The sequence below is a fragment of the Leifsonia araucanica genome, assembly GCF_051161895.1.
GTDB lineage: Bacteria > Actinomycetota > Actinomycetes > Actinomycetales > Microbacteriaceae > Leifsonia.
Genome location: NZ_JBMBTW010000002.1, coordinates 194508 through 208285, shown reverse-complemented (window position 1 = coordinate 208285; position 13778 = coordinate 194508). Strand labels below are relative to the sequence as shown.

Here is a 13778-nt window from a genome sequence, read left to right as displayed (position 1 = left end):
CACAACCCCGGTCGGGCGCGACTACTCCTTGTCCAGGATCGAGTCGGGCTGGATATCGATCTTCGCGCCCGTCAGTTTGGCTGCCAGACGGGCGTTCTGACCCTCCTTGCCGATGGCGAGCGACAGCTGGTAGTCGGGCACGAGAGCGCGGACGGCCTTGAGCGATTCGTCGATGACGAACGCGCTGGTGACCTTGGCGGGCGACAAGGCGCTCGACACGAACGTGGCGAGGTCGGGCGAGTAGTCGACGATGTCGATCTTCTCGTTGTTCAGCTCGGCCGTCACGGCACGGACGCGCTGTCCGAGCTCGCCGATGCACGCGCCCTTGGCGTTCACTCCGGGCTCCGTGGCGCGCACCGCGATCTTGGTGCGGTGACCGGCCTCGCGAGCCAGGGACACGATCTCGACGACGCCGCTCGCGATCTCCGGCACCTCGAGTGCGAACAGCTTGCGCACGAGCGCGGGGTGCGTGCGCGACACGGTGATCTGCGGGCCCTTGAGGCCCTTCGAGACACTCGTCACGTACACCCGGATGCGCGACCCGTGGGTGTACTCCTCGCCGGGCACCTGCTCCTCGGGCGGCAGGATCGCCTCGACGCTGCCGAGGTCGACGTGGATCATCCGGGGGTTCGGCCCCTGCTGGATGACACCGGCGACGATGTCGCCCTCCCTGCCACGGAACTCGCCGAGCACGGCGTCGTCCGCGATGTCGCGGAGCCGCTGGTTGATGACCTGCTTGGCGGCGAACGCCGCGATGCGACCGAAGTCGCTCGGGCTGTCCTCGGCCTCGCCGACGATGTTGCCCTCGTCGTCCTTCTCGGGGACGTACACGGACACGTGACCGGTCTTGCGGTCGAGGTGCACGCGGGCCGCAGGCGGCTCTTCGGTGTGCCCGTGCTTGTGGTCGGCCTGATCGGTGTGCTTCAGGTAGGCGGTCAGAATCGCCTGCTCGATGATCTGCACCAGCTCATCGAAGGGAATCTCTCGCTCGCGTTCCATGAGACGCAAGACGCTGAGGTCGATGTCCATGCCGGCCTCCTCTATTCAGATCTCGCCGCCGCGTTCTGCGCGACGGACTCGACTAACTACGGTACCCGATGTTCCGACCGGCCGGAACGGGGGTACCGTTCCGAACATGACCTCCCCCACGTCTGCCGCCAGACGCGTCGAGCGCATCCCAGCCGTCCGCGTCCTCGCCAGGGTCGGAAATGCGGCCATCGGCATCCTGCACATCCTGATCGGCGCCATCGCGCTCGCTGTCGCCTTCGGTGCAGGCGGGAGCGGCAAGGCCGACCAGTTCGGCGCCCTGAAGGCGCTCGTCGACGTGCCGGGCGGGCTGTTCGTGGTGTGGGCGGTGATCGTCGGCCTGATCGCGCTCGCGCTGTGGCAGATCCTGCAGACCGTCGTGGCGCACAAGGCGGGCACGCGGGTCGTCGAGATCAGCAAGGGCATCGTCTACGCCGTGCTCGCCGTGACCGCGATCAGCATCGCATCCGGTGGAGGGTCCAACTCGTCCGCCACGGAGAAGTCGGCGAGCTCGAAACTGCTCGCGGTCCCCGGCGGCGTCTTCCTGCTGGCGGCGATCGGCCTGGCGATCGTCGGCGTCGGCATCGGCTTCCTGGTCAACGGGATCACGCACAAGTTCGAGCGCGGCCTCCGCCTCCCACCGAACGCGCTGGCGGGCATCACGACGACCCTCGGCCGCGTCGGGTACATCTCCAAGGGCGTCGCCCTTGGCATCGTCGGCGGCCTCGTCGTCTACGCGGCGATCACCGTGGACCCGAGCAAGGCCGGCGGTCTCGACGGCGCGCTGAAGTCGCTCACCCAGCTTCCGTTCGGCGTGTTCCTGCTCATCCTGATCGCCATCGGCCTGATCGCCTACGGCCTGTTCTGGTGTGTCAGGGCCGTCGCCATCCGGCTCTAGCCGCCCCGCTTCGGCCGGCTACGCCGTGAGCGCAGCCAGCGCGTCCGCGATCAGCAGGGTCTCGCGCGAGCCCGTCCTGCGGTTCCAGAGCTCGACCTCGCCGTCGGCAGCGCCACGGCCAACCACCAGCACGCGCGGGACGCCGATCAGCTCGGCATCGCCGAACTTCACGCCGGGCGAGACCTTGGGGCGGTCGTCGAACAGCACGTCCAGGCCGGCCTCCTCGAGGGTCGCCGTCACCTGCTCCGCCACGTCGAACGCCACCTGATCGCGGCCGGCGGCGACGACGTGCACGTCGAACGGCGCAACGGACTCCGGCCAGATCAGGCCCCTGTCGTCGTTGTTCTCCTCGGCGATGATCGCCAGGATGCGCGTGACGCCGATCCCGTACGAGCCCATCGTGACCGTGACGAGCTTGCCGTTCTCGTCCAGCACCTTGAGGCCGAACGCGTCCGCGTACTTGCGGCCGAGCTGGAAGACGTGACCGATCTCCATGCCGCGCGCCAGCTCGACGGGGCCCGAGCCGTCCGGAGCGGGGTCGCCCTCCTTGACCTCGGCGACCTCCACGGTGCCGTCCCAGGAGAAGTCGCGACCGGCGACGAGCCCGAAGACGTGCTTGCCGTCGATGTTCGCGCCGGTGATCCAGCCGGAGCCGTCCACGACGCGCGGGTCGACCAGATACCGGATGCCCGTGGCGGACTCCTCGCCGAGCACGGGGCCGTCGACGCCCCACGGGCCGATGTAGCCCTTGACCAGGCCGGGGTGCTTCTGGAAGTCGGCGTCCGTCGCCGGCTCGACCTCACCGGGCGCGAACGCCACCTCTGCGCGCTTCAGCTCGACCTCGCGGTCGCCGGGCAGCCCGACGACGACCAGCTCGCGCGTCCCGTCCAGGTGGGTGACGGCGAGCACGACGTTCTTCAGCGTGTCCGCCGCCGTCCAGGCGCGGCCGTCCGGTCGCGGGTGCTTCTCGTTGGCCACATCCACCAGCGTCTGGATGGTGGGAGTGTTCGGGGTGTCGAGCACCTCCTGCGGCGTCAGCTTCTCGTACGAGCGGGCGGCGGGGGCGAGCGTGGTGAACGCCTCGACATTGGCCGCGTATCCGCCCTCCGAGCGCACGAAGGTGTCCTCGCCGACCACGGTGGGGTGCAGGAACTCCTCGCTGCGCGAACCGCCCATCGCACCGGCGTCCGCCTGCACGATCACGTAGGAGAGGCCGAGCCTGGTGAAGATGCGCTCGTACGCATCCCGCTGCGCCTGGTAGCTGGCGTCGAGGCCGGCGTCGGTGTAGTCGAAGGTGTACGCGTCCTTCATCGTGAACTCGCGGCCGCGCAGGAGGCCGGCGCGGGGGCGTGCCTCGTCGCGGTACTTGTCCTGGATCTGGTAGATCGCCAGCGGCAGGTCTTTGTAGCTGGAGTACAGGTCTTTCACGAGCAGCGTGAACGCCTCTTCGTGCGTCGGCGCGAGCAGGTAGTCCGCGCCCTTGCGGTCCTGCAGGCGGAAGAGCCCGTCGCCGTACTCCTCCCAGCGGCCGGTGACCTCGTACGGCTCGCGCGGCAACAGCGCGGGGAAGTGCACCTCGTGCGCTCCCGCGGCCGACATCTCCTCGCGGATGATGGCCTCGATCTTGCCCTTCACGCGCAGGCCGAGCGGCAGCCACGCGAAGATGCCCGGCGCCTGGCGTCGGATGTATCCGGCGCGAACCAGCAGCCTGTGGCTGGTGACCTCGGCGTCGGAGGGGTCTTCACGGAGGGTGCGGAGGAAGTAGTTCGTCAGGCGTGTAGGCACCGTTCCATGTTAGACGGCGGGGACGGGGCGGTGTCGCACCGCCGGAATAGGCTGACCGCATGCCCGACCGCAGAACGCACGTCACCGCCTCAGCAGCCCAGAGCGAGCTCGCGGAGGCATTGGCTGCGCTGCGCACCTCGCTCGACCTCCCCGACGGCTTCCCGGCCGCCGTCGAGGACGAAGCGGCGGCCGCGGCGGGCAGCTTGCGACTCCCCTCCCGGGATCTGACGGCGGTCGAGTTCCTCACCATCGACCCGGAGGGCTCGACCGACCTCGACCAGGCCGTGCACATCGAGCGCACGACGGACGGCTATCTGGTCAGCTACGCCATCGCCGACGTTCCGGCACTTGTGCATCCCGGCGGGGCGGTCGACGGCGAGGCGCGCAAGCGCGGGCAGACGATCTACGCGGCGGACGGCCGCATCCCGCTGCACCCGCCGGCCATCGGCGAGCACGCCGGTTCGCTGCTTGCCGGCGAGGACCGCAGCGCGTACGTCTGGGAGCTGGCCCTGGACGCCGACGGCCGCCAGGTCTCCGTCTCCGTCGCCCGCGCCGCCATCCGGTCGCGACGCCAGTGGTCGTATCCGGAGGCGCAGGCCGCGATCGACGACGGCTCAGGCCCGGAGACGCTGCAGCTGCTCAAGGCGGTGGGCCTGCTGCGCATCCAGTGCGAGCGGGAGCGCGGAGGCGCGAGCCTGAACGCGCCGGACGAGGAGATCGTGTTCCGCGACGGCGCGTACACGCTCGAGCGCCGGGCTCCCCTGCCCGTCGAGGAGTGGAACGCGCAGATCTCGCTGCTCACCGGGATGGCCGCAGCCGGACTGATGCTGGATGCGCGGGTCGGCATCCTGCGCACGATGCCGCCTCCCTCGGACGACGCGGTCGCCGGGTTCCGCGCGCAGACGGCAGCACTCGGCCTTCCCTGGCCACAGGACGTGTCGTACGGCGAGTATCTGCGCACCCTGGACCACGGGGACCCGCGCGCTCTCGCGGTGATGCAGGCGGCCACCGGGCTGTTTCGCGGGGCCGGCTACGTGGTGATGGCGGGCGAGGCGCCCGCCGACCCGCTGCAATCCGCCGTCGCCGCTCCGTATGCGCACACCACCGCTCCCCTGCGCAGGCTCGTGGACCGGTGGGTGCTGGTGATCTGCGAGGCGCTGAGCGCTGGGCGACCGGTGCCGGAGTGGGTGACGGACTCGCTCGGCGAGCTTCCCGCGATCATGGGGACGTCGTCGCGCGTCGCGGCGCAGCTGGGCGCGGCGAGCGTCGACCGCGTCGAGGCCGCCCTGCTCAGCGACAGGATCGGCGACGAGTTCGACGCGACGGTGCTGGCCATCCGGAACGGCGACATGACCGTGCAGCTGGCCGACCCTGCCGTGGTCGCGTCGATGCCGCGCCCGGACTCCGTGCTGCCGGGAACGGTCGTGCGGGTGCGCCTCACGGCCGCGAGCATCCCGGACGGGCGGGTGGCGCTGGTCGTCGTGTAGGGCGTTACGTTCGCGCGGAGAATGCGCGCGACGCGCCGCCCGCCTTTCCGCCCGAACGGAGAAGCGGGCGCACCGACGCCGTTTCTCCGTTCCAACGGAGTCGGTGCGGCAGACGCCGCCGCTTCCGTTCCAGCGGAGAAACGGAAGCACGACGGGCTGATCTCCGCAATACCGGAGTGGACAGCGGCGAGTCGCCCCGTAACTCCGCCGTTGTGAAAGTCGTGCGCCTAGTGCGCGCCCACCGTGACCGTCGGCTCGCCGGAGGTCACGTCGGGCATCTCGGCCGCCAGGCGGTTGGCCTCCGCGATCAGGGTCTGCACGATCTCGGCTTCCGGCACGGTCTTGATGACCTCGCCCTTGACGAAGATCTGGCCCTTGCCGTTGCCGGATGCGACGCCCAGGTCGGCCTCGCGGGCCTCGCCCGGTCCGTTGACGACGCAGCCCATGACGGCGACGCGCAGCGGGACGCTCATGCCTTCGAGGCCGGAGGTGACGTCGTTGGCGAGCTTGTACACATCCACCTGGGCGCGCCCGCAGCTGGGGCAGGAGACGATCTCGAGCTTGCGCTCGCGCAGGTTGAGCGACTGCAGGATCTGCAGGCCGACCTTGACCTCCTGCGCGGGAGGAGCGGAGAGCGAGACGCGGATGGTGTCGCCGATGCCCTCGGAGAGCAGGATGCCGAACGCCGTCGCCGACTTGATCGTGCCCTGGAACTCGGGCCCGGCCTCCGTGACGCCGAGGTGCAGGGGCCAGTCGCCGCGCTCGGCCAGCAGACGGTACGCCTTGACCATCACGATCGGGTCGTTGTGCTTGACCGAGATCTTGAAGTCGTGGAAGTCGTGCTCCTCGAACAGGCTCGCCTCCCAGACCGCGCTCTCGACGAGCGCCTCCGGGGTGGCCTTGCCGTACTTCTGCAGCAGGCTGGGTTCGAGCGATCCGGCGTTGACGCCGATGCGCAGCGAGACGCCCGCGGCCTTGGCGGCTGCGGCGATCTTGCCGACCTGGTCGTCGAACTTGCGGATGTTGCCCGGGTTGACGCGCACGGCCGCACATCCGGCGTCGATGGCCGCGTAGACGTAGTTGGGCTGGAAGTGGATGTCCGCGATGACCGGGATCTGGCTCTTCTTCGCGATGATCGGCAGCGCCTCCGCGTCGTCGCGGCTCGGCACGGCCACCCGGACGATGTCGCATCCGGATGCGGTGAGCTCGGCGATCTGCTGCAGGGTCGCGTTGATGTTGGTGGTCGGCGTCGTGGTCATCGACTGGACGCTGATCGGGGCGTCGCCGCCGACGAGGACCTTGCCGACCTTGATCTGACGGGACTTGCGTCGGGGTGCGAGTGTTTCGGGAACCTTCGGCATCCCCAGGTTGATTGCTGCCACGTCCCCAATCCTACGCGGCTGTTTGGGAACCGGCTGGGCGCGGGGTGTGCGGTGCCTAGCCGAACAGGTTGATCGGCTTGACGATGTCCGCGTACATCAGCAGCACGCTCATCCCGCCGAGGACGATCACGACCGCGAAGGTCAGCGGCATCAGCTTGGCCATGTCGACGGGCCCGGGGTCGCGACGCTTGAACAGCTTCGCGAACGTGCGCCGGATGCCTTCCCACGCCGCCCCGGCGATGTGTCCGCCGTCGAGCGGGAGCAACGGGATGAGGTTGAAGACGAACAGGGCGATGTTCAGGGACGCCAGGATCCCGATCATCGAGTACACCTTGTCGATCACCGGTACGCCGTCGAGCGCCGTGAGCTCTCCGGCCGCCCGCCCGATGCCGACCAGGCTCACCGGCCCGTTCGGGTCGCGCTCGCCCGAGCCGAACGCCGCGTTCCAGACGTCGACCATGCGCTGCGGCAGGTGGATGATCACGCCGACGACCGCTCCGGTCTGCGCCCCGACGGCGGGGAGCACCGAGGTGATCGGCTGCGGCACGAGCTTCTGCAGCGACCCGATGCCGGCGAATCCGGCGGTGAGCGTTGCGACCTTGCCGTCCGCGTCCTTGACGACGGCACCGGATGCGTCGGTCTTGGCGACCGTGTTGGTCTTGGGGGTGAGGGTCAGCGTCTTCTGTGCGCCGTCGCGCAGGACGACGACGGAGAGGGTGCGGTCGGCGGACTCGCGGATGATCTTGGTGGACTGCGCCCAGCTGGTGATCGGCGTGCCGTCGATGCTCACGATGGTGTCGCCCGGCTTGATGCCCGCCGCGGCGGCCGGTGCGGTCGGATCGTCGGCCGCGCAGGTCTGGCGCGCGCTGTTCGACGCGATGACACACTGGCTCACCGTCGCCACCGTCGTCGACTGCTGCGCGGTGCCGAAGCCCATCAGCAGCACGCCGAACAGCACGACGCCGATGAGGAGGTTCATGAACGGTCCGCCGAACATGATGATGATGCGCTTCCACACCGGCAGCTTGTAGAAGGTGCGGTTCTCCTCGCCGACGAGCACAGTCTCCGCGCTCGCCGACCGCGCATCCTGGGCCATCGACTGCATGAACCCTGTGGTGGCGTTGCGGCCGGAGCCGCCCTCCTTGCCTGGGGGGAACATCCCGATCATGGAGATGTAGCCACCGAGCGGGATGGCCTTCACGCCGTACTCCGTCTCGCCGCGACGGAACGAGAACAGCGTCTTGCCGAAGCCGATCATGTACTGCGTGACCTTGACGCCGAACAGCTTCGCCGGCACGAGGTGGCCGATCTCGTGCAGCGCGATCGACAGTGCGACGCCCACCAGGATGATGACGACGCCGAGGACGAAGAGCAGCACGGATTCCACGGCTACAGGCTAGCCGCGATCAGCTTGGAACCAGCCGGGGGAAAGCTATGCGGTAAAGCTATGCGGCAGAGCTATGCGGCGGCGATCAACCGGTCGGCGGCATCCCGTGCCCAGCGCTCGGCCTCCGCGAGGCTCTCGCGGGTGAGCTCGCCGGCCGGGCGGTGCGCCTCCACCACCCGTTCGACGGTGTCGACGATGTCGAGGTAGCCGATGGCCCCGGCGTGGAAGGCGGCGACGGCCTGCTCGTTCGCGGCGTTGAACACGGCCGGGTACGTCTCCCCCGCCTCTCCGACGCGTTTCGCCAGCGCGACGGCGGGGAACGCCTCGGCGTCGAGCGGTTCGAAGGTCCAGCTGTGCGCGGCGGTCCAGTCGAGGGGGACGCCGACGCCCGGCACCCGGTTCGGCCAGTCGAGGCCGAGCGAGATCGGGAGCCGCATGTCCGGAGGAGAAGCCTGCGCGATGGTCGAGCCGTCCACGAACTCCACCATCGAGTGGATGACGGACTGCGGGTGCACCGTGACCTCGATCCTGTCGTACGGCACATCGAACAGGAGGTGCGCCTCGATCACTTCGAGCCCCTTGTTGACCAGGGTCGACGAGTTCGTGGTGACGACGAGCCCCATGTCCCAGGTGGGGTGCGCGAGCGCCTCCCCGGGCGTGACGTCCGCGAGGGATGCGCGGGTTCTGCCCCGGAACGGCCCACCGGATGCGGTCAGCACCAGCCGCCGCACCTCGCCGTGCGTGCCGGAACGCAGCGCCTGCGCGATGGCGGAGTGCTCGGAGTCGACGGGGACGATCTGCCCAGGAGCCGCCGCCGCCTTCACGAGCGCCCCGCCCACGATCAGCGACTCCTTGTTGGCGAGCGCCAGGCTCGCCCCCGTCTCCAGCGCGGCGAGCGTCGGGCCCAGGCCGACGGAGCCGGTGATCCCGTTGAGCACGACATCGGCCTCGACGCCGCGCACCAGCCGCTCGGAGTCGTCGGCCCCGAGCGCGGTCTCCCGCACCCCGAACCGCTCGGCCTGCGCGGCGAGCTCGTCCGCGTTGCTGCCGGCGGTGAGCCCGACCACGGTGAAGCGGTCGGGGTTCGCCTGGATGACGTCGAGGGCTTGGGTGCCGATCGAACCGGTGGAACCGAGGATGATGACTCTGCGCACGGGTCCAGCCTACGGAAGGGTCAGCGCGATGGAAGGGTCAGCTCTACGGAAAGGTCAGCGCTACGGAAAGGTCAGCGCTTGGTGTCGAGGATGTCGACGACGAAGACCATCGTGTCCGTGGCCTTGATGTCCCCGGAGCCCTTCGCACCGTATCCGTCGGCGGGCGGGACGATCGCGATGACCTGCGAGCCGACCTTCTGGCCTTCGAGAGCCTTCTTGAAGCCCACGACGACGCCGGTGGTCTGGAACGACACGGACTCACCGCGGCTCCAGCTGGAGTCGAAGGTCTGACCGTTCCTCCACAGGACGCCCTTGTACTGCACGGTGACGGTGTCGCCCGGCTGCACAACGTCGCCGTCGCCCTGCTTGAGCACGCCGATCTTGGTCTCCGTCGGCGGGTCGCTCTTCGGAATCGTGATGTTCGGCTCGCCGCTCGAGCTGAGCTTGACGGTCGGGAAGCCCGCGGGAGGCGTGACCGACTTGCCATCCGCCCGCGTCGGCACCTCTTTCGCGAGGTCGACGACGAAGACCACCGGGTCGGTCGGCTTGATGTTCAGCGTGGAGATGTCTCGGCTGCCGAACGCTTCCTTGGCCGTTGCCGTGAGCACGACGCGAGACTTGAGCGGAAGGCACTCGACGGCCCGGACGAGGCCGGGAACGTATGTCTTGTCATCGACCTGGATGGTCTGCGGCGCCTGACCGTCGAAGCCGACGGCGGGCGTCAGCTCCTTTCCGGTGATGCCGTTGTACGCGGCGAGCGCGATCGCCACAGACGATCCGCCCTTGACCTCAGCGCCCTTGCCCGTGATGACGACGCTGCGCTCGATGTCTGTCGTCTTGAGCGGAGTCGGCACCGTGACCTTCGGCGTAGCGCCGAAGTCGCCGGAGACCTTGATCGACTTCGATGCGTCGCCCGCCTTCACGTTCTGGCACGCGTTCGCCGCCGGTGTCGCCGACGGCTCTGGCGCCCCCGAGCTGCAGGCGGCGAGCCCGGCCACGACGAGGGCGGCGGTGACGATCGAGAGAGTTTTGCGCACAGTGATACTTTCCGGAATGCGGGCAGGAGTACCCAGTCTGCCGCATCCTCCTTTGCCCAACCTGACAGCGAGCGCCGCATACGATGGAACACATGACTCGCGAATTCTCGGTCCCGCAGACCCGCAACCTCGTCACCGCTCTTCCCGGCCCTCGCTCCATCGAGCTGCAGGAGCGCAGGGTCGCGTCGGTCAGCCGCGGGGCGGGCACCCTCGCGAACATCTACATGGAGTCGGGCTCCGGAGCGATTCTGGTCGACGTCGACGGCAACAGGCTGATCGACCTCGGCTGCGGCATCGGCGTCACGACCATCGGCCACGCGCATCCCGAGGTCGCCGCCGCCGCGTTCGAGCAGGCATCGAAGCTCACGCACACCCTGTTCACGGTCACGCCGTACGAGAACTACGTGCGCGTCGCCGAGAAGCTGGCCGAGATCACCCCCGGCGACTTCGAGAAGCACAGCATCCTGGTCAACTCGGGTGCGGAGGCCGTCGAGAACGCGGTGAAGATCGCCCGCAAGTTCACCGGCCGCCGCGCCATCGCCACGCTCGACCACGCCTTCCACGGCCGCACCAACCTGACGATGGCTATGACGTACCGCCCCTGGCCGGAGCGCGCGGGCATGGGCCCGTTCCCCGGTGAGATCTACAGCGTGCCGATCAGCTACCCGTTCCGCGACCCGGAGGGGATGACGGGCGAGGAGGCGGCAGAGCGCACCATCGACTACATCAACACCCACATCGGAGCCACCGAGCTGGCCGCGCTGTTCGTCGAGCCGATCCAGGGCGACGGCGGCATCATCATCCCGGCCCCCGGATACTTCAAGCGGCTGTCCGAGTTCTGCACGGAGAACGGCATCGTCTTCGTCGCCGACGAGATCCAGGCGGGCATCGGCCGCACGGGCACCTGGTATTCGATCGAGCACCACGGCGTCGTCCCCGACCTCATCACGAGCGCCAAGGGCATCGCCGGGGGCTTCCCGCTCGCGGCGGTCACCGGCCGCGCCGAGATCATGGATGCTGTGCAGCCGGGCGGCATCGGAGGAACCTTCGGCGGCAACCCGGTCTCCACCGCGGCAGCGCTCGCCGTCTTCGACGTCTTCGAGAAGGAGGACCTGCTCGCCGAGGCGCAGCGGGTCGAGAAGGCGCTCTGGGCACGCATCGGCGACTGGGCGGACCGCTTCGCCGTGGTCGGCGAGGTGCGCGGCAAGGGGGCGATGTTCGGCGTCGAGCTGGTCATCCCAGGCACGAAGAACCCGAACCCGGACGCGCTGAAGGCGATCCTCGCGCACGCGACCGCGAACGGCGTCATCCCGCTCGACGCCGGAAGCTGGGACAGCGTGCTGCGCCTGCTGCCGTCGGTCGTCATCAGCGAGGAGCTGATCGACGACGCGGCGTCCGTGATCGAAGAAGCCCTCGCCACCTTCGGCTGAGCCTGACGTGGGATTCCTTCGCCGACGGTGGCGCGCACTCTCCGGGGTGGCCGCCCTGGCCGCCGTCTTCACCCTGGTGCCCGCCGTCGGCGTGTTCGCCGAGCAGAAGGCGTCGTTCGATCCTGGCGACATCATCAGCGACGACAGCTTCTTCAACCCGAACGCGATGACGCAGGCCGACATCCAGAAGTTCCTGGCCGCCCGCCCGTGCAAACCGAAGGACGGCGTGCCCTGTCTGTCGCGCTACCGCGTCGACACACCGGATGTCGCGGCCTCCCCCGAGCGCTGCACGGCCCTCCGCGGCCAGCGCAACGAGCGGGCGAGCAACGTCATCGCGCGGGTCGCCGCCGCGTGCACGATCAGCCCGCGGGTGCTGCTCGTGCTGCTGCAGAAGGAGCAGTCGCTGCTCACCGCGCCGAGCGCATCCGGATACCAGAAGGCAACGGGATACGCGTGCCCGGACACGGCGGAGTGCGACGCGAAGTTCTTCGGGTTCTTCAACCAGGTGTACCGGGCGGCGTGGCAGTTCCGGGAGTACACCGTGCATCCCGGTGACTGGCGATACCGGATCGGCAAGAACACCATCCAGTACCACCCGGACGCCACCTGCGGCACGAGCACGGTGACCATCGCCAACCAGGCGACGGCCAACCTCTACAACTACACGCCGTACCAGCCGAACGCGGAGACGCTGGCGAAGCCGACGGGACCGGCCGGCGCGTGCTCCACCTTCGGCAACCTCAACTTCTCCCGGCTGTACAACGCCTGGTTCGGCTCGCCGCTCGCTGTGCGGTTCGCCGGGTTCGTTCCGGCCTGCCTGATCTACACCGGCGGGTTCGGCTGCGAACCGGTCCGGCCGTTCGACGGCGGGTGAGGCCGCACGCATTCCGTTCGCGGAATACACCCGAGACTACGCTCGTATCCGTGACACAGACCGCACCCGACGATGGGACGACCGAGGTGAAGAAGCCCGGTTTCGTCTACCTGCTCGGACGCTCGGTCATCGGGCCCGTCGCCCGGCTGCTCTACCGGCCGACGATCATCGGCCGCAAGAACGTGCCGCGCACCGGCAAGATCATCCTGGCAAGCAACCACCTGTCGTTCATCGACAGCATCGTCATCCCGCTGATGGCTCCGCGGCGCGTGCAGTTCCTCGCCAAGTCGCACTACTTCGAGGGCACCGGTTTCAAGGGCTGGGTCTCCCGCACGTTCTTCACGGCGATCGGAGCCGTCGGCGTCGAGCGCGGCGCAGGGCAGGCCGCCCAGGATGCGCTGGAGCAGTCCAAGCGGATCATCGACACCGGAGCGGCGTTCGCGCTGTATCCGGAGGGCACGCGGTCGCTCGACGGACGCCTGTACAAGGGGCGGACGGGCGTCGCCTGGCTCGCCCTCACCACGGGCGCACTGGTCGTGCCGGTGGGCCTGATCGGCACGAACGAGTTGCAGCCGGTGGGCTCGAAGGTGCCGCGCATCCGGAAGTTCACGGTGAAGTTCGGCGAGCCGATCGACGTGAGCACGTACGGGTCGGCGGAGTCTGGTCGCGCTCGCCGTCAGGCGACGGACGAGATCATGGCGGCCATCCACGGGCTCACCGGGCAGGAGCTGGCCGAGCGGTACAACGAGGCTCCCCCGGCCAACGCGGTCGAGCGCGTCAAGCGGGCGTTCCACCCCGAGCGTCGGTAGCGCCGGCGGCGTCGGTGTCAGCGTCGGTGTCGGCATCCGCATCCGTCGCCTTCGAGCGGTAGGTGCGCGCCTTCTGCCTGTTGCCGCAGACGCCCATGCTGCACCAGGTGCGTGATCCGTTGCGCGACTTGTCGTAGAACGCCCAGCGGCAGTCGTCCGCCCCGCACAGCTTCACGCGTTCGAGCCTGCCCTGGATGCTCAGGATGACCGAGCTCGCGACCGCCGCCTGCGCCGCGGTGCGGGCGATGAGGCCGACGGTGCGCTCCCCACAGGTGGTCTGCAGCTCGACGGACGGGAGGGATGCTGCGTCCCCGTCGATCACGGAGCGCAGCGCATCCCGCACCCGCCTGGCCTCCTCCGTGTCGCCCGGCTCGACGCCGCGCGCCTGCGCCCAGGCGGCGAAGCCGGCGGCGTCGTCGATGGCGTCGACGCCGTCTTCGACGTCGTAGGTGTTGAGGAAGTCGACCAGGAGGTCGGCACCGAGCTCGACTGCATTCGTACGCATGTAA

12 protein-coding genes are annotated in these 13778 nt (G+C 69.2%); 5 read left to right on the top strand and 7 right to left on the bottom strand.

Translation table 11 applies throughout. The annotated features are described in order from the left end of the window. Nucleotides 1–21: 21 nt before the first annotated feature. Nucleotides 22–1029 (bottom strand): transcription termination factor NusA, encoded by a 1008-nt coding sequence (gene nusA / locus ACN6M5_RS00950; protein WP_085369337.1) that lies wholly within the window; start codon nt 1027–1029, stop codon nt 22–24. 106 nt (nt 1030–1135) lie between these two features. Here nusA and ACN6M5_RS00945 point away from each other — a divergent pair, with 106 nt between their 5' ends. Then, nucleotides 1136–1924, top strand: a complete 789-nt coding sequence (locus tag ACN6M5_RS00945) for a DUF1206 domain-containing protein (RefSeq protein ID WP_434948192.1) — start codon at nt 1136–1138, stop codon at nt 1922–1924. Between the two features lie 18 nt (nt 1925–1942). On the opposite strand, the gene ACN6M5_RS00940 is transcribed toward ACN6M5_RS00945, so the two are convergent. Further along, complete coding sequence (locus ACN6M5_RS00940; protein ID WP_434948191.1) at nt 1943–3709, bottom strand: proline--tRNA ligase; 1767 nt, start codon at nt 3707–3709, stop codon at nt 1943–1945. A 59-nt stretch (nt 3710–3768) separates the two neighbouring features. Between ACN6M5_RS00940 and ACN6M5_RS00935 the strand changes: the two genes are divergently transcribed. Beyond that, the gene (locus ACN6M5_RS00935) at nt 3769–5196 is read left to right on the top strand and encodes an RNB domain-containing ribonuclease (RefSeq protein WP_434948190.1); all 1428 of its coding nucleotides are present in this window, start codon (nt 3769–3771) and stop codon (nt 5194–5196) included. 227 nt (nt 5197–5423) lie between these two features. Here the strand turns inward: ACN6M5_RS00935 and ispG are convergent, their stop codons facing one another. The 4 genes from ispG to ACN6M5_RS00915 form a co-directional block, all read right to left on the bottom strand. Then, a complete protein-coding gene (gene ispG, locus ACN6M5_RS00930) occupies nt 5424–6578 on the bottom strand; it encodes a flavodoxin-dependent (E)-4-hydroxy-3-methylbut-2-enyl-diphosphate synthase (RefSeq protein ID WP_434948189.1) in 1155 nt (384 codons plus the stop codon). Nucleotides 6579–6633: 55 nt separating this feature from the next. Further along, nucleotides 6634–7965: a M50 family metallopeptidase gene (locus ACN6M5_RS00925; RefSeq protein WP_434948188.1), complete on the bottom strand. Its 1332-nt coding sequence runs from the start codon at nt 7963–7965 to the stop codon at nt 6634–6636. Nucleotides 7966–8036: 71 nt separating this feature from the next. Continuing rightward, nucleotides 8037–9119, bottom strand: coding sequence for a 1-deoxy-D-xylulose-5-phosphate reductoisomerase (locus tag ACN6M5_RS00920; RefSeq protein WP_434948187.1), 1083 nt, complete (start codon nt 9117–9119; stop codon nt 8037–8039). 71 nt (nt 9120–9190) lie between these two features. Then, nucleotides 9191–10156, bottom strand: coding sequence for an FKBP-type peptidyl-prolyl cis-trans isomerase (locus ACN6M5_RS00915; RefSeq protein ID WP_434948186.1), 966 nt, complete (start codon nt 10154–10156; stop codon nt 9191–9193). An 83-nt stretch (nt 10157–10239) separates the two neighbouring features. On the opposite strand from ACN6M5_RS00915, the gene ACN6M5_RS00910 reads away from it, so the two are divergent. Genes ACN6M5_RS00910 through ACN6M5_RS00900 form a run of 3 tightly spaced genes read left to right on the top strand, consistent with a single transcriptional unit; the run spans nt 10240 to nt 13269 of the window. Continuing rightward, entirely contained in the window at nt 10240–11586 is a 1347-nt protein-coding gene (locus ACN6M5_RS00910; protein WP_434948185.1) for an aminotransferase class III-fold pyridoxal phosphate-dependent enzyme, read from the top strand. Between the two features lie 7 nt (nt 11587–11593). Next, on the top strand, nt 11594–12460 hold the full coding sequence (locus ACN6M5_RS00905; RefSeq protein ID WP_434948184.1) for a LasA N-terminal domain-containing protein: 867 nt from the start codon (nt 11594–11596) through the stop codon (nt 12458–12460). Between the two features lie 50 nt (nt 12461–12510). After that, nucleotides 12511–13269: a lysophospholipid acyltransferase family protein gene (locus ACN6M5_RS00900; protein ID WP_434948183.1), complete on the top strand. Its 759-nt coding sequence runs from the start codon at nt 12511–12513 to the stop codon at nt 13267–13269. Here the strand turns inward: ACN6M5_RS00900 and ACN6M5_RS00895 are convergent. Continuing rightward, entirely contained in the window at nt 13238–13774 is a 537-nt protein-coding gene (locus ACN6M5_RS00895) for a CGNR zinc finger domain-containing protein (protein ID WP_434948182.1), read from the bottom strand. The genes ACN6M5_RS00900 and ACN6M5_RS00895 overlap by 32 nt on opposite strands. Between the last annotated feature and the right edge of the window lie 4 nt (nt 13775–13778).

Coding starts and splice junctions, on each gene's coding strand:
- ACN6M5_RS00945 (WP_434948192.1), top strand. CDS start 1,136: ATGACCTCCCCCACGTCTGCCGCCAGACGCGTCGAGCGCATCCCAGCC.
- ACN6M5_RS00895 (WP_434948182.1), bottom strand. CDS start 13,774: ATGCGTACGAATGCAGTCGAGCTCGGTGCCGACCTCCTGGTCGACTTC.
- ACN6M5_RS00910 (WP_434948185.1), top strand. CDS start 10,240: ATGGAACACATGACTCGCGAATTCTCGGTCCCGCAGACCCGCAACCTC.
- nusA (WP_085369337.1), bottom strand. CDS start 1,029: ATGGACATCGACCTCAGCGTCTTGCGTCTCATGGAACGCGAGCGAGAG.
- ACN6M5_RS00935 (WP_434948190.1), top strand. CDS start 3,769: ATGCCCGACCGCAGAACGCACGTCACCGCCTCAGCAGCCCAGAGCGAG.